Below are 15,294 nucleotides of genomic sequence, written 5' to 3' on the forward strand. Positions count from 1 at the left end.
CACCATGAGTACGCCAACGCCGCCCGCCCGGATCCTCGTCGTGGACGACGATCCGACCGTCGCCGAGGTCGTCACCGGCTACCTGCACCGGGCCGGCCACAGCGTCGACCACGCCGCCGACGGCCCCGCAGCCCTCGGTATGGCGGCCCGGGGGGACCACGACCTGGTGGTCCTCGACCTGATGCTGCCCGGCATCGACGGACTGGAGGTGTGCCGCCGACTGCGCTCGGAACGGCCCGTTCCGGTGATCATGCTGACGGCCCGCGGGGACGAGGACGACCGGATCGCCGGCCTGGAGCTGGGCGCGGACGACTACGTCACCAAGCCCTTCAGCCCGCGCGAGCTGGTCCTGCGCGTCGAATCCGTGCTCCGGCGCAGCCGCGCCGCGGCGCCGGGGGAGGCGGGCCGGGGGGCCGAGCGGCAGGCCGACCGGGAGGTGCTGCACGGAGCGGGGATCCGGCTGGACCCCCACGCCCGGCGGGCGGCCAAGGACGGCACCGACCTCACCCTCACGCTGCGGGAGTTCGACCTGCTCGCGCACTTCCTCGCCCGGCCGGGCCGGGTGCACAGCCGGGAGGAGCTGATGCGGGACGTGTGGGGCTGGGACTTCGGCGACCTGTCCACCGTCACGGTCCACGTCCGGCGGCTGCGCGCCAAGATCGAGGACGATCCGGCGGCGCCCCGCCTCATCCGGACCGTCTGGGGCGTCGGCTACCGCTTCGAGCCGGCGGAGGAGGGGCAGCCGTGAAGGACGTCCTGCTGATCGCCCTGTTCGCCCTGGGCGGCGCGGCGTGCGCGGGCGCGCTCGGGGCCGGGGCGCTGCGCCTGCTGCGGCACCGGTCGGTGGCGGTCTCCCTGGCCGTGGTCGCCGCGGTCCCCGTCACCGCGATGCTCGCCGGGACCCTCGCCGTGGCCCGGGCGATGTTCCTGTCCCCGCACGACCTGACCGTCGTCACCCTCGTGGTGGCGATGGCGGCCGTGGTCTCCCTGGCCGCCGCGCTGCTGCTGGGACGCTGGGTGGTGGCCCGCAGCCGGGACCTGGCCCGCGCGGCCCGCGACTTCGGCGACGGCGGCAGCTTCTCCGCACCCCCGACGAGGGCCACCGCGGAGCTCGCCGAACTCGCCCGCGAACTGGCCGCCACCAGTTCCAAACTGGCCGCCTCGCGCGAGCGGGAGGCGGCGCTGGAGACCTCGCGGCGCGAACTCGTGGCCTGGATCTCGCACGATCTGCGCACACCGCTGGCCGGGCTGCGGGCCATGGCCGAGGCACTGGAGGACGGGGTGGCCGCCGACCCCGCCCGCTACCACCGGCAGATCCGCACCGAGGTCGAACGCCTCAACACCATGGTCGGCGACCTCTTCGAACTGTCCCGCATCCATGCCGGCGCCCTCGGGCTGAGCCCCAGCCGCGTCTCGCTCCGGGACCTCGCGGCGGACGCCCTGCTGGGCGCCGACCCCCTCGCACGGGAGCGCGGCGTACGGCTGCTCGGCGAGGACATCACGCACGTACCGGTGGAGGTGGACGGCAGGGAGATGACCCGCGTCCTGGCCAACCTCCTGGTCAACGCCATCCGCCACACCCCGGCCGACGGCACGGTGGCGGTGCGCGTCGGCCGCCGCGAGGAGAGCGCGGTGCTGTCGGTCACCGACGGCTGCGGGGGCATCCCGGAGGAGGACCTCCCCCGGGTCTTCGACACCGGCTGGCGGGGCAGCCCCGCCCGCACGCCCCCGGCCGGGGCGGGCCTCGGGCTGGCGATCGTACGGGGCATCGTCGAGGCCCACGCGGGGCGGGCGGCCGTCCGGAACGTACCGGGCGGCTGCCGCTTCGAGGTGACCCTGCCCCTGGCCGACGCGGGAACCGGCCGACTGGGGTGACGGAACCGGCGGGGTCGGGGGCGGCCCCGGGCGCGGGCGGCAACACCGACTCCCTCCTCGCCGGTCCCGGTACCCCAGTCGGCCGGTTCCGGCCGCGTCCGCATGGCCGGCCACGGCGCCCCGGTACGGCGCACCAGCACGGGGCCGGTACGGGGGCCGGTCCCGGGCCGGTGCGCCGTCTCGGGCGGAGCCCGCCGCGGTGCCCCCATCCCCCGCAAACCCGGCCCGTCAGGCCGCACCGGACGAGGCCCGCTGCGCGGCCCGGGCGAACTCCGCCATCCCCTCCGCGAAGCCCACCTGGGGGAGCCAGCCCAGCTCGCCGCGCAGTCTGGCGGAGTCCGCCGTGATGTGCCGGACGTCGCCCAGCCGGAATTCCCCGGTCACCACCGGCGCGGGTCCGCCGTGCGCCGCCGCGAGCGCGGCCGCCATCTCGCCGACCGTGTGCGGGTCGCCGCTGCCGGTGTTGTACGCGGTGTGGCCGCCGGCGGGCCCGGCCGCGATTCCGGCCAGTGCCGCCGTGTTCGCCCGCGCGACGTCCCGTACGTGGACGAAGTCCCGCCGCTGGCCGCCGTCTTCGAAGACCCGCGGCGCCTCGCCCCGCGCCAGGGCGGACCGGAAGAACGAGGCCACCCCCGCGTACGGGGTGTCCCGCGGCATCCCCGGCCCGTACACGTTGTGGTAGCGCAGCGAGACGGCCCGGCCGCCCGTGGCGCGGGCCCAGGACGCCGCCAGGTGCTCCTGGGCCAGCTTCGTCGTGGCGTACACGTTCCGCGGATCCGCGGGCGCGTCCTCGCCGACCAGCCCCGGGACGAGTCCGGCCCCGCAGCGCGGGCAGTGCGGCTCGAACCGCCCCGCCGCCAGGTCCGCCGCCGCGCGGGGCCCGGGCCGGACCGTGCCGTGGGCGGGGCACTCGTACCGGCCCTCCCCGTAGACGACCATCGACCCGGCCTGCACCAGGCGGTGCACCCCGGCCTCGGCCATGCCCGCCAGCAGCACCGCCGTCCCGAGCCCGTTGCAGGAGACGTACTCGGGCGCGTCCGCGAAGTCCTTGCCGAGGCCGACCATGGCCGCCTGGTGGCAGACGGCGTCCACCCCGCGCAGCGCCCCGCGCACATCGTCGGCGCTGCGCACGTCCCCCCGTACGAACTCGGCGTCGGGCAGCCCGGGGGCGGCGGGATGGGCGGCGGGCAGCAGGGCGTCCAGCACCACCGGTTCGTGCCCCTCGGCGGCCAGCGCGGCAACGACGTGCGAGCCGATGAAACCGGCTCCTCCTGTGACGAGTACTCGCATGGGCCCGGACGCTACGCATCCGGGGCCCTGGACGGGGGTTCCCGCACCGGGCCGTAAGACTTCCGTCATCGCGGCCGGGCCGGGCCGGTTGCCGGGGAGGGCCCGCAGTGCGCAGCGGGCGCGTGGCGGCCCGCACCGGGTAGCGTTCGGGCGGCAGGGGTTTCGCTGGGGCGCTGCGGGAGTGCCGCGGGTGCCGAGGGGGCGGTTCGTGACGGGGGCGGATGTGGGCGGGGACGGCGGTGCGCGGGAGCCCTTTCGGGTGCAGCGGGGTGCGACGGGGTTCCGGCACGTCAGCGAGCCTCCGCTGCCCGCCGTCGGGCTGGCCGCCTGCCGTGCCGCCTGGGCGGCCGCGGCCCGGGCCGCGGGCGGGCACGGCGGGAAGGTCCGGGAGTACGGGCAGACCTCCAACTACTACAGCGCGACGCTCACGGTGAACGACCGGACGCACGTGGCCCTCTTCCACATGCGCCACCCGCTCCTCGCCTTCGTGGAGGACCTGCGCGTCGGCTACCTGACCGAGTTCCTGGACCCGCCCGGCTGGGCCGGCGTACTCGCCGGCCACGGCTTCGAGGTCCTGGCGCGCGAGCTGCTGCTGTCACCCCTCGCAGCGGCCGACACCTCCGCGCTGGCCGACGCGGAGTGGCGGCAGATCGAGTACTGGGAGCCGCCGACGCTCGGCGCGACCCTGTTCAACTGGTGGGACTGACGCGGCGGGCGGCAACCCGGCGCGGCGGCCGAGGGGAGGACCCGACCGCGACGCCGCGGGTGCTCACCCGGCCCGCCCCCCGCGGGGCCGGATGAGCACCGGAGCGGCGGTGTTCCGCTCAGGCGGTGCAGCGGATCATGGTCAGCGGCCGGTTCCCGGCGTAGTCCTCCCAGAACTGCTGTCCGAACTCCTCCACCCCGGCGTCCGACACGTCCAGCCGGACCCACTCGACCGCGCTGAAGCCGGCCGCCGCGAGCGTCTTCTCGTACGTCTCCCGCGAGGGCACGGTGGCCTCGAAGGAGACCGGCGGCTCCAGCAGGGCCGTGAGCCGGATCCCCGTGCCGATCTCGTTGTCCTTGCCGGTCGATTCGAGCAGGAAGCCGTACTTCTCCAGCGACGGGCCGCCGAAGTCGTAGTCCGGGTTCTGCACGAGGAGGAAGAACGAGCCGCCGGGGTGGAGGCTGCGCCGGATGTTGCGCATCATCCGCTCGATCTCGGCCACGTCGTGGGCGTAGTTGAACGCCTGCACGGCCACCGCGAGGTCGAACGGCTCGTCGAAGGTCCGCAGGGTGGCCGTGTCACCGACCTCGTACGCGATCCCCAGCGGCTCCGCCTGCTCCAGGGCGGCGGCCGCCTCGACCATGGCCTCCGAGATGTCGAAGCCGAACACGCGGGACGCGCCCCGGCGCTTGAGCTCGCGGCTGTAGAAACCGGTGCCGCAGGCGATGTCCAGCACGGACTTGCCGGTGACGTCTCCGACCAGGGCGAGGAAGCCCGGCACTTCGGCGTAGCGGATGATGGGCAGGGTCTTGAAGCCCTCGAAGGCTTCGCCGATACCGTCGTACAACTGACCACTCATCGTGGTGGTTTCCCCTCGATTTGTGGCGTCGGCTCCCAGAATGAGCCGCGGCCCGTGAAGGGAAGTCTCACGGGACGCCGAGCGGACTTCGTACTGGCGGAAGCTCCGAAAACCGACCCCCCTCGATGTGCGGAGATCCCTCCAAAGGGCGCCGGGGGACGGCCCGTTCGCGCTGCGCCGCCATTCCGCTTCCAGGCAACTCCTGCCTCGTCGCGGTCCGGATCGGCGGGAGGAGGGCTGGTTGCCGGTCGGATACCGGATTACCGTGGTGATCATGAGCGGGCCGTCGCTTTCCGGATCGGCGACGAGCTGCGGCTCGACAGCACCCGTCCACCCACAACGGAAGAAGGCCCGTGTGACCGTGCCCGCGACCGCGAAGGACGCGACCGCGACCGCAACCGCGACCGACGCCACCGCGACCTGGTCCGAACGCATCGTGGAACGCGACGGCGTCCGCCTGTCCTGCCGTGACTGGGGCGGTGGCGGAACCCCCGTCGTCCTGCTGCACGGGCTCGCCGGACACGCGGGCGAGTGGGACGGCCTCGCCCGCGCCCTGAGCCCCCGTCACCGGGTCGTCGCCGTCGACCAGCGCGGCCACGGCGCCAGTGAGCGCCACCCGCGCGAGCTGAGCCGCGCCGCGTACGTCGCCGACGTCGTCGCCGTCCTCGAACAGCTCGGCCTGCACCGTCCGGTCCTGGCCGGGCAGTCCCTGGGCGGTCATACCGCCATGCTCACCGCCGCCGCGCACCCCGACCTCGTACGCGCACTCGTCCTGGTCGAAGCGGGCCCCGGCGGACCGAACCCGGACGTGCAGGCCGAGATCGGCGGCTGGCTCGACACGTGGCCCACCCCGTTCCCCTCATGGGAAGCCGCCGTCGCGTTCTTCGGCGGCGGACCGGCGGGGGAGGGCTGGGCCGCCGGGCTGGAATGGCGGGGTGGCGGCAGTGGCAGTGGCGATGGCCGCGCCGACGGCAGTGGCAGCCCGGATGGCAGCGGCAGCGCCGACGGGAGCGGCGGCCCCACTCCCAGCCCCGGCGCCCACGGCGGGTGGCCCCGTTTCGACCGTGACGTCATGGTCGGCTCGCTGGCCGAGCCGGCCCGGCGATCCTTCTGGGACGAGTGGGACCGCCTCACCTGTCCCGTCCTGGCCGTCCTGGGCCAGTCCGGCATCATCGCGCCGCAGGAGTCGCGGTCCATGCTCCGCCGGCACCCGGGCACCACGGCCGTGACCGTGCCCGGCGCAGGCCACGACGTACATCTGGAACGCCCGGACACCCTGCACCGCCTGGTCCGGGACTTCCTCGACGAGCTCGCCGCACCTCCTGCCGCCCGGGTCGGCGGCCCTGCCCTGCCGGTGTGACGCGTCGCGTCTCAGGCGTCCGTGCGCCGGATGCGTTCGCGGACCGCGGCGCGGTCGACGCCGAGCCGTGCCATCAGCTCCGCTGCCGGATCCGGCCGCTCGCAGTCGAGCAGGGCCAGCAGGAGGTGCTCGGGGGTGATGCGCCGGCTGCCGGCCTTCCTCGTCTCGACGAGGGCGCGCGGCAGGACGGCGCGGGCGGCGGAGGTGAAGGGGGTGCGCTTGCGCGAGGCCGGGACCGGCGGCCGCTCGATCCCCTCGACGTCGATGCCGACCACGGCCAGCGCGGACCGGTCGAGGGCCTCCAGCGCGGCGCGCGCGCTCTCCGGGCCGGCTCCGAAGGCCCGGGCCGAGCCGGGATCGTGGAGCACTCCCAGGAGGAGGTGCTCGGTGCCGATGCGGCGGTCGCCGCGCAGTGTGGCCTCGGTCACCGCGGACGTGACGGCCGCGCGGGCGCCCGTTGCGAACTGTTCGAACATGCTCGTCTCACTTCCCGTACTTGGCGTGCACCGACTGCCGGGAGACGCCGAGGGCGTCGCCGATCTGCTCCCAGGACCATCCCTGCTCCCTGGCACGTGCGACCGCTGCCGCTTCCACCTGCTCTGCCAGCCGGTGCAGGGCGCCCACGGCGCGCAGCCCCACCGAGGGGTCGTGTGACCTGAGGCGTTCTGAGAGATCTCCCGCTTCCATGCCTGTCAGTCTGGATTGACACACTCTCGCTGTCAACCCAGACTGACGGCCAGGGCGTGGCCGGGCCCTCCCGCAGAGCCGGGCCGGAACAGGCACCCTGTACCCCCGCGGCGGGGTTAGGTTAGGGTGGCCTTTCCTGGCGTGTGTGCGTACTGCTTCGGGTTCCTACACCGCAGGTGAGACCCGTCGGGCGACGCAGGCAGAGGCAGGGCGCAGGTGCCATGAACGAGATCGTGCTCACGGCCGGAGCCCTGTACGTGATCGTGCTGCTCCGTGCCGGCGGGACCTTCGCCGTCGGCTGGCTCGCCGGCGCCGGTGCCCGGCGCAGCCGCTTCGGTGCGCGGATCTCGTCGGCGAAGTTCCTGCGCGCCGAGCGGGCGATCCAGCGGTGGGGCTCCCCGGTGGTGGCCGTCTCCTTCCTGACCGTCGGCTTCCAGACCGCCGCCAACTTCCTCGCGGGCAGCATGCGCATGCCGCTGCCGCGCTACCTCCCCGCCCTGTTCCTGGGCGGCGCGGCCTGGGCCCTGATCTACGCGACCGCCGGCCTCGGCGTACTCGAAGTGCTGGGCCGGCTCTTCGCGCAGCACCCGGCCCTCGGCGCGGCCGCCGCGGCCGCCCTCCTCCTCGGCGCGTGCGGGGCGCTGGCGTACCGCAGACGAAAGGCGTCCCCGTCTTCCACCGCCACCGCCACCGCACCGGCCGAGGACTCCTGAGCCCAGCTCCGCCGGAAACGGACCGGCAGCCGGCGGTATCAGTCGCTCCCGCCGTCGCCGCCACAGCTGTACCCGCCACCACTGCCGTGACTTCCGCCGCCCCACCACCCGCCACGGCGCTTGCGCTTCGTACCGCCGCCCGCGGCGCTGAGCAGGAAGGCGATGACGACCACCACTCCGGTGATCAGGGACTCGGGCACGTTTCCTCCCGGGGATGCAGGGCACGCGTGCGGTCGCAGCGCGTGTGGACGGACCATGCCCGCCGCACCCGACACCCGGAACCCGAGTTGAGCAAATCCAGAGCTTCGGCCCCGCCGGCCGAGCCGGCTCGATTCCGGCCGCCCGCAATACCTCACGGGCGCAGGGGGCGCATCCGTGCCGACGTATGTTCCAAGGGGTCGTCGACGCTGCCGAGAGCACGGTCCGAGCAGCAGGAGGAGGGGAGAGCGGGATGGTCGAGGCGGAGCTGAAGGCGCGCGTGCACGCCCCCGAGAGCGTGCTGCGGGCGCTTGAGGAACGGGCGACCGCGCGGGTGGAGGTGTACCAGGACACCTACTACGACCGGCCGGGAGGCGAGCTGGCGGAGGCTGGCCAGGAACTGCGGGTGCGCACCATCCGCGGCGCAGCCGACACCCGTACGGTCCTGACGTACAAGGCACCCGCAGTCGACGCGGAGTCGGGCTCGAAGCCGGAACACGAGACGGCCGTCGGGAATCCCGGTGCGGTCCACGCCATGCTCCGCGGCCTCGGATACGTGCCGGTCATCGCCTTCGAGAAGCGGTGCCGCAACTACGCCTTCGAGGCCCGCGGCCGGCAGATGCTCGCGACCCTGGTCCGCGTCCCCGAGATCGACGGCACGTTCCTGGAGTTGGAGACCGCGGCCGACGAGGACGACGTGAGCGCCGCGCTGAGGGACGTGCGCGCCGTTCTCGAAGAACTCGGCATCGGCGCCGCGGACCTGACCCGCGAAACCTACACCGGCGCGGTCGCCGACCGGCGGGGCGCGTCCCGTTAGCCCCGGGGGACGGAAGACCTGCCGGGGCCACTCAACGCAGGGACCCCCGCAGGGCCGGATTCCGCTTAGCCCGATTCCGTAGAGCCGGATTCCGCGGGATCACCCCGCCGCAGACGGAGCCCCCTCCGCCCGGACCGGGAGCGTGCCCGCGGCGAAGGCGAGGATCTCGCCGGCCGCCTCGCGCAGAGTGGCGAAGTGGCGGTGGGCGCCGTGCGCCGCCGTGGGCGTGTTGACGGTCCACACCGTCATGCCGGCACGCAGCCCGGCCCGGACTCCGGACGGGGCGTCCTCCACGACCAGGCAGTCCTGGGGCCGGGCACCCAGCAGCGCGGCTGCCCGGAGGTACGGCACCGGCGACGGCTTGCCCTCCGCCACGGCGGCCGCGTCCACCACGACCTCCGGGAGCGGCAGGCCCGTCCGCGCGAACCGGCCGCGCACCCGGTGCTCGTAGTTCGACGTCACCAGTGCCCAGCTGCCGGGCGGCAGAGCGCCCAGCAGTTCCGCGCCGCCGTCGAAAGCCCCGTACACGCCCGTGCGGACGTCCTCGTCCTCCAGCGCGTGCAGCGCGGCCAGGCACTCGTGAGGGTCCTGGTCCGGAGCGACCTCCGCGAAGGTCTCCATCGGCCGGGTCCGCAGTGCCACGCGGTGGACCTCATCGGGGTCCAGACCGTACCGCTCCGCCCACGTCCGCCAGACCCGGCGCTGATTGTCCAGGGCGTCGATCAACGTGCCGTCGACGTCGAACAGGACATGTCTCGGGGCGCCGGACGGGCGGGGTTCACTCATCACGTGGCGATCATGCCACCGGGCCGTTCCAACCCCGTCCGCCGGGGCCGCTGTTCAAGATCCAAACCCCCTGTTCCCGCACCCCAGGCCATGGGTGACAATGCGTCAGCACACATCGCCATGCACGTTCGGCATACGACGTACGGCACAAGGCGGACGTACGTGCGTACGCATGTCGCGTTCAGAACAGTCACGGGGGAGTACACGGGTGGGATTCACACAAAGAGCGGGGGCGGCGGTCGTGGCCGTCGCCGTGGCCGGGATGCTGCCGGCGGCGACGCCGGCGGGCGCGGCACCCGAGCCGCGGGCCACGGTCCCGCAGGCGCAGGCGCAGACCCACGCACAGGCGCAGACCCACACACAGGCATCGCAGGGCCGCACGGCGGCCGTCACTCTGATCACCGGCGACCGCGCGCTCGTCGCCTCGGACGGCACGGTCGTACGGCTGGTCCGCGGCAAGGGCCGCGAGAACACGCCCATCGCGGTGCGCCGCGAGGCCGGACACACGTACGTCATCCCGCTGGACGCACAGCGGCTCGTGGACCAAGGCGTACTGGACCGGGCCCTGTTCGACGTCACGCGGCTCATCGCCGACGGCTACGACGACGCGCACCGCGGCTCGCTGCCGCTGATCGTCGGCTACGAGCAGGCCCGCGGCATGGACTCGGGCCCGGACCCGTTCGACGGGCTCGCCCTCAAGCGGCGCGCCCTGCCGGCCGTCTCCGGAGAGGCGTTCAGCACGCCGAAGACCGCCGCGGGCCGCCTCTGGTCGGCCGTCACGGCGGGCACGGGCACGGGCACGGGCGTCGGAGGCGGCAGGGGCACGGGCGCCGGCTCCGCCACAGGAGCGCGTACCGGTACGGGCCCCTCCGCCTCCCCCTCCGCCACCCCCGCCATCAGCCACGTCTGGCTCGACGCCAAGGTCTGGCCCAGCCTCGACGTCAGCGTCCCCCAGATCGGCACCAAGGCCGCCTGGCAGGCCGGATACACCGGCAAGGGCGTCAAGGTCGCGGTCCTCGACACCGGTGTCGACCAGAACCATCCGGACCTCAAGGGCACGGAGGTCGTGGAGAAGAACTTCACGGACTCCCCCGACACCAAGGACCGGCACGGCCACGGCACCCACGTGGCCTCCATCCTGGCCGGCTCCGGGGCCCGCTCCGGAGGCCGGCTCCGGGGTGTCGCCCCCGGGGTCAAGATCATCGACGCCAAGGTCCTCGGCGACACCGGCCTCGGCACCACCTCCGGGATCGTCGCCGGCATGCAGTGGGCCGTCGACCAGGGCGCCACCGTCGTCAACATGAGCCTGGGCGCCCCGGACGGGCCGGGCGAGGACGCGAAGGAGGCCGCCGTCGCACGCCTCTCCGCCAAGGCCCTCTTCGTCGTCGCCGCGGGCAACGACGGCGGGTACGGCGAAGGCACGATCCACTCGCCCGGCTCCGCCCCGGCCGCCCTGACCGTCGCCAGCTCCGACAAGAAGGGCGTACGCGCCGACACCAGCAGCATCGGCCCGACGGCGTCCGGCCTGGCGAAGCCCGACATCAGCGCGACCGGCGTGGGCATCCTCGCCGCCGCCTCCACCTCCCTGGCCGCACCCCCGGCGAGCGGCTACGCCACCAAGAGCGGCACCTCCATGGCCACCCCGCACGTCGCGGGCGCAGCGGCCATCCTCAAGCAGCAGCACCCCACCTGGACCGGAGCACGCCTCAAGGCGGCCCTGATCGGCTCGGCCTCCGCCGCCACGGACGCACGCCCCTACCGGCTCGGCTCGGGCCGCGTCGACATCGCGCGCGCGATCAAGACCACCCTCATCCCCGAGTCCGGCACCCTGGACTTCGGCACCGCCCTGTACCCGCACGGCGACGACGCCCCCGTCACCCGCACCGTGACCTACCGCAACCTCGGCACGGCACCCGTCACGCTGAACCTCACCACCGCGGCCGCCGACCCCGACGGCAAGCCCGCCCCGGCCGGCATGTTCACCCTCCAGGGCACCAGGCTCACCGTGCCCGCGGGCGGCACCGCGAGCACCAAGGTCACCGCGAACACCCGCCTCGGCTCCCTCGACGGCGCCTACGGCGGCTCCGTCGTCGCGACCGGCGGCGGCCAGGCGCTGCGCACGGCCTTCGTCGTCTACCGCGAGGCGGCGGGCTGCAACCTGACCGTCAAGCACATCGGGCTGGACGGCGCCCCCGCGAAGAACTACTACACCAGCGTCCTCGCCCACACCGACCTCGCCCGCCGGCCCGTGGAGAACCCGTCCGGCGCCACGGCGACCGTACGCCTGCCGCGCGGCAGGTACACGCTGGAGAGCACCATCGAGGGGGCGGCCAAGTACGCCACCTTCGTGCAGCCGACGCTCAACCTCAGCGCCGACACCACCATCGTCCTGGACGCGCGCAAGGCCAAGCCGCTCAAGATCACCGTCCCCGACCCGGCCGCGAAGCCGCTCGACCTGGCCATCGGCTACCAGGACTTCCTGGGCGCCCTCTCGACCTCCTGGTCCGTCGGCGACGGCTCCAGGCTGCTCACCGCGCACCTGGGCCCCGAAACCCCGACCTTCCACACGCAGTTCGGCGGACTGTGGGGGATCCCCGGCAAGGAGGGCCGCAGCGCGGAGTACCGGCTGTTCTACCCGCAGACCGGCCGCTTCTTCACCGGCCTGACCCGCACCGTCGAGCGCAAGGACCTGGCCGAGGTCACCCTCGGGCTCGGCTCCTCCGCCACCGGACTCGACGGCTACGTCACCGGCCGCCCGGAGGACGCCGAGGACGGCGCCTGGAGCAGCGGCTACCAGATGGAGACGAGGTACGCCCTCCCTGCCACGGCCCGGATGTACGTCACCACCGCCGGACAGCGCTGGACCTGGCGGGTGTTCCAGATCGGGGCGGAATCGCAGGAGCGCCTGAGCCACACCGTCGGGCCCGAGACGTACGCGCCCGGCAGCCGTCACCGCACCACGGTCGGCGGCGCGGTCGTCGGCCCCGACCTCACCGCACAGGGCGGCACCGGCGCCCGCCGTACCCACGACACGATCGAGGTGTCGGTGCCGATGTTCGCCGACGGGGCCGGGCACCGCAGCCGGCCCGTCGTCACCGGCGGCTTCTCACGGCTGAGCAGCGGCACCGCCGTGATCGCCGAGGGCAAGCCCGGTGTGCTCGGCGCCATGGTCCCGGCCGGCCGCGCCTCCTACCGGCTGTCCATGGAGGCGACCAGGTCCGCCCAGGCCACGGCCACCAGCACCAAGGTCGCGGTCACCTGGACCTTCACCTCCGCCCGCCCGGCCGACGGGGGCTTGGAGGTGCTGCCCCTGTCCACGGTCCGGCTGGCCCCCGAGGTCCCGCTCAACGGCACGGTGAAGACGGGCACGGCACTGACGGTGCCCCTCGTCCTCAGCGGGGCGGCCGCCGCCCCCGGCAAACTGGCCGCGCTCACCGTCCGGGCCGGCTTCGACAACGGCGCGACCTGGGTGAAGCTCCCGGTCACCACCGACGCCAAGGGCGCCCGCTCCGTCCGCCTCACGCACCCGGCCGGCGCAAAGGCGGTGTCCTTCCAGGTGACGGTCAAGGACACCGACGGCAACACCGTCACCGAAACGATCACGAACGCGTACCGCCTGGCTCCCTGAGCCCTGCTCGCGCGCGCTCTCACACACAGCGCCCGGCGTCCCGGACGGCACATGCCGTCCGGGACGCCGGGCGTTTCGTCTTCTCGTCCTCGTCCGTGCCGAACGCTGCTACCCGGCGCTCTCGCGCACGCGCCCGCGGGATTCCGGCGCCTCCGGGCCCTCGGCCGGGGCAGCAGCCCGCAGGGCGGCCTCGACCCGCCGGTTGCCGGTCATGGTCGCCGTGATCGCGGTCATCGTGAGGAGGAGCCCGGCGGCCGTATAGAGGGGAGTGCGCACGCCGTACGCGGTGGCCAGCCAGCCGCCGAGGAAGGCACCGAACGGCGCGGCGCACATGGCGAGCATCCGCGAGGTGGACGCGACCCGGCCCATCAGGTGGGCCGGGACGATCGTCTGCCGGAGGGAGGGGGCGAGCACCATCGTGGCGCCCATGCCGGCCCCGCAGACGGCGAGCGCGAGGCCGGCGACGTACGGGTTCGGGGCGGCGGCGAGACCCAGGACGGCGAGTCCCTCCACCGCGGCCGTGGAGGTCAGCGCGGCGCCGGTGCCGAGCCGCCGGCCGAGGAAGGAGGCGACGGCCGCGCCGAGCAGGCCGCCGGTGGCTTCCGCGGTGAGGAGCAGGCCGAAACCGAAGGCCCCGATGCCGAGCCGCTCGTGCGCGAAGAGCGCGAGTACGGTCTCCACCGCGAGGAAGGCGACGTTCCCGACCGCCGGGCGCAGCGCCAGCCCGAGCAGCAGCCGGTCCCGGAACACGTACGAGGCACCGGCCCGCGCCTGCCGCAGCAGGGACTCCCGGGCCTGCGGTACGGGCCGGGGCGCGGCGGGCAGCGAACGTACGAGCAGGGCGGAGAGCGCGAACGACACCGCGTCGGCGAGCAGCGGGACCGACCGTCCGAGCGCGAGCAGGGCGCTGCCCGCAGGCGGCCCCGCGAATCCGGACATGGCGGTCTGGGCACCGCGCAGGCGGGAGTTCGCGCGCTCCAGGAGCACGGGCTCGCGGCCGAGGAGGTCCGGCAGGTAGGCGGCGGCGGCCGTGTCGAAGAACAGCCCGCCGAGGCCGAGCAGGAAGGCGACGGCCGCGAGGAGCGGAATGCTCAGCACGTCCAGCGCGGCCGCGGCCGCCGGTATCGCGAGCAGCACCGCACGGGCCGCGTCCGCGATCCACATCGTGCGCCGCCGCTCCCAGCGGTCCACCAGCGCGCCGCCGAGCACCCCGAAGAGCAGCCACGGCAGCGTCCCGGCGGCGGCGACCACGGCGAGCGCCATCGGATCCCGGGTCAGCGTCAGCGCGAGCAGCGGCAGCGCGGCATGGGTCACCCCGTCACCGAACGAGGACACCGTCTGCGCGGCCCACAGCCGCCCGAACCCGGCGGGGAGCTTCCTGACGTCCGAGGTCACTTGGCCTCCCCTTCGGCGTCAGCCTGCTGACGCCGTGCCGGGTGGAACAGTGCGAAGACGAGCGAGGAGTCCGGCAGCGACGGATCGGACAGCTCCCGGTACTCGTCCGCGAGCGCCTGCAGCCTGGCCCCGAGCTCGGCGAACTGCTCCTCGGTGAGGCGCAGGTGCGCCATCCGTACGTGCCGCTCGCCGTCCACCGGCGCGGCCTCCAGGTCGGCGACCGCATGCCGCATCAGCACGTCCGGCTCTCCCGCGCCCCAGTCTGGCAGCACGATCGACCGCGCGGCCACCGCGTAGTACCGCTCGGTGACCCCCCGCACCTTGCGGGTCCGTACGACCTTCACCAGGCCGGCCCGCTCCAGCAACCGGACGTGGTAGCTGGAGCTCCCCTTCGCGAGGCCCACGCGCTCGGCGATCTGCGTGATCGTCGCGGGCTCGAAGCGGAGCATCGCCATGATCCGGTGCCGCGTGAGGTTGGAGACGGCACGCAGCTGCTCGTCGGTGGAGACGTGGAACGCCTCGGGAAGATCGTCGGTAGGCATGCCGCAATGGTCAACAACTCTTGACCATTGCGCAAGGGGGTTCCACCGGCAGGCCAGCCACCACCGGGGGGCGTGTCGGCCCCCGAGTTGACTCGGGGGCGCCGGGCGCCTAATGTCCTCCGAGTTACCCCGGAGCCGGAACGGTTCCGCGGCGGCGATCCGCCGCTTCACCGCGGCAGCCCCACTCAGCACGGACTCCCGAACGGGAGTGAATTCGGCACGCCCGATTTCACGACCGCGACCCGATTAACGGTTCGCCCGGGAAATCCGTTAGAGTTCGGGAGTCGGAAGGGCCCAACAGCCCGGAAGACAAAGCCCGCTGACTGGGAGTCAGGCCCGAAAGGATCTGATAGAGTCGGAAACGCAAGAACGAAGGAAGCGCCCGGAGGAAAGCCCGCGAGGGTCAGTACAAAGGAAGCGTCCGCACCTTGAGAACTC

At 74.0% G+C, this 15,294-nt stretch carries 15 protein-coding genes; 7 read left to right on the plus strand and 8 right to left on the minus strand.

Translation table 11 applies throughout. From position 1 onward, the window contains the following. Positions 1-4: 4 nt before the first annotated feature. Together ACZ407_RS21230 and ACZ407_RS21235 are read left to right on the plus strand one after the other, a co-directional pair. Entirely contained in the window at positions 5-748 is a 744-nt protein-coding gene (locus tag ACZ407_RS21230; RefSeq protein ID WP_468130406.1) for a response regulator transcription factor, read from the plus strand. Beyond that, positions 745-1,875: a sensor histidine kinase gene (locus ACZ407_RS21235; protein ID WP_468130408.1), complete on the plus strand. Its 1,131-nt coding sequence runs from the start codon at positions 745-747 to the stop codon at positions 1,873-1,875. The genes ACZ407_RS21230 and ACZ407_RS21235 overlap by 4 nt, the downstream gene beginning before the upstream one ends. Positions 1,876-2,103: 228 nt before the next feature. Here the strand turns inward: ACZ407_RS21235 and ACZ407_RS21240 are convergent, their stop codons facing one another. After that, positions 2,104-3,165: an NAD-dependent epimerase/dehydratase family protein gene (locus ACZ407_RS21240; RefSeq protein WP_468130410.1), complete on the minus strand. Its 1,062-nt coding sequence runs from the start codon at positions 3,163-3,165 to the stop codon at positions 2,104-2,106. Positions 3,166-3,373: 208 nt separating this feature from the next. Between ACZ407_RS21240 and ACZ407_RS21245 the strand changes: the two genes are divergently transcribed. Further along, positions 3,374-3,871, plus strand: coding sequence for a hypothetical protein (locus ACZ407_RS21245; RefSeq protein WP_468130412.1), 498 nt, complete (start codon positions 3,374-3,376; stop codon positions 3,869-3,871). Positions 3,872-3,989: 118 nt separating this feature from the next. Here ACZ407_RS21245 and ACZ407_RS21250 read toward each other — a convergent pair whose 3' ends face one another. Beyond that, positions 3,990-4,730 carry a class I SAM-dependent methyltransferase gene (locus ACZ407_RS21250; RefSeq protein WP_468130414.1) on the minus strand — a complete coding sequence of 247 codons (741 nt, stop codon included), beginning with the start codon at positions 4,728-4,730 and terminating at the stop codon, positions 3,990-3,992. Between the two features lie 436 nt (positions 4,731-5,166). On the opposite strand from ACZ407_RS21250, the gene ACZ407_RS21255 reads away from it, so the two are divergent. Continuing rightward, complete coding sequence (locus ACZ407_RS21255; protein ID WP_468130449.1) at positions 5,167-6,090, plus strand: alpha/beta fold hydrolase; 924 nt, start codon at positions 5,167-5,169, stop codon at positions 6,088-6,090. A gap of 11 nt (positions 6,091-6,101) precedes the next feature. Here ACZ407_RS21255 and ACZ407_RS21260 read toward each other — a convergent pair whose 3' ends face one another. Further along, complete coding sequence (locus ACZ407_RS21260) at positions 6,102-6,566, minus strand: Clp protease N-terminal domain-containing protein (protein WP_468130416.1); 465 nt, start codon at positions 6,564-6,566, stop codon at positions 6,102-6,104. 7 nt (positions 6,567-6,573) lie between these two features. Beyond that, on the minus strand, positions 6,574-6,777 hold the full coding sequence (locus ACZ407_RS21265) for a helix-turn-helix domain-containing protein (protein WP_351660737.1): 204 nt from the start codon (positions 6,775-6,777) through the stop codon (positions 6,574-6,576). A 221-nt stretch (positions 6,778-6,998) separates the two neighbouring features. Between ACZ407_RS21265 and ACZ407_RS21270 the strand changes: the two genes are divergently transcribed. After that, positions 6,999-7,490 (plus strand): DedA family protein, encoded by a 492-nt coding sequence (locus tag ACZ407_RS21270; RefSeq protein ID WP_468130418.1) that lies wholly within the window; start codon positions 6,999-7,001, stop codon positions 7,488-7,490. A 38-nt stretch (positions 7,491-7,528) separates the two neighbouring features. Here the strand turns inward: ACZ407_RS21270 and ACZ407_RS21275 are convergent, their stop codons facing one another. Further along, positions 7,529-7,690, minus strand: a complete 162-nt coding sequence (locus ACZ407_RS21275) for a hypothetical protein (protein WP_468130420.1) — start codon at positions 7,688-7,690, stop codon at positions 7,529-7,531. A 251-nt stretch (positions 7,691-7,941) separates the two neighbouring features. Between ACZ407_RS21275 and cyaB the strand changes: the two genes are divergently transcribed. After that, a complete protein-coding gene (gene cyaB / locus ACZ407_RS21280; protein ID WP_468130422.1) occupies positions 7,942-8,505 on the plus strand; it encodes a class IV adenylate cyclase in 564 nt (187 codons plus the stop codon). 99 nt (positions 8,506-8,604) lie between these two features. Here the strand turns inward: cyaB and ACZ407_RS21285 are convergent, their stop codons facing one another. Then, on the minus strand, positions 8,605-9,291 hold the full coding sequence (locus tag ACZ407_RS21285) for an HAD-IA family hydrolase (protein ID WP_468130451.1): 687 nt from the start codon (positions 9,289-9,291) through the stop codon (positions 8,605-8,607). A gap of 208 nt (positions 9,292-9,499) precedes the next feature. On the opposite strand from ACZ407_RS21285, the gene ACZ407_RS21290 reads away from it, so the two are divergent. After that, on the plus strand, positions 9,500-12,919 hold the full coding sequence (locus ACZ407_RS21290; RefSeq protein WP_468130424.1) for a S8 family peptidase: 3,420 nt from the start codon (positions 9,500-9,502) through the stop codon (positions 12,917-12,919). Positions 12,920-13,027: 108 nt separating this feature from the next. Here the strand turns inward: ACZ407_RS21290 and ACZ407_RS21295 are convergent, their stop codons facing one another. Both ACZ407_RS21295 and ACZ407_RS21300 read right to left on the minus strand, forming a co-directional pair. Next, positions 13,028-14,314 (minus strand): MFS transporter, encoded by a 1,287-nt coding sequence (locus ACZ407_RS21295; protein ID WP_468130426.1) that lies wholly within the window; start codon positions 14,312-14,314, stop codon positions 13,028-13,030. Next, the gene (locus ACZ407_RS21300; protein ID WP_468130428.1) at positions 14,311-14,856 is read right to left on the minus strand and encodes an ArsR/SmtB family transcription factor; all 546 of its coding nucleotides are present in this window, start codon (positions 14,854-14,856) and stop codon (positions 14,311-14,313) included. Before ACZ407_RS21300 ends, ACZ407_RS21295 begins: the two co-directional genes overlap by 4 nt. Positions 14,857-15,294 lie beyond the last annotated feature (438 nt).

Source organism: Streptomyces sp. NPDC030809 (assembly GCF_055572195.1).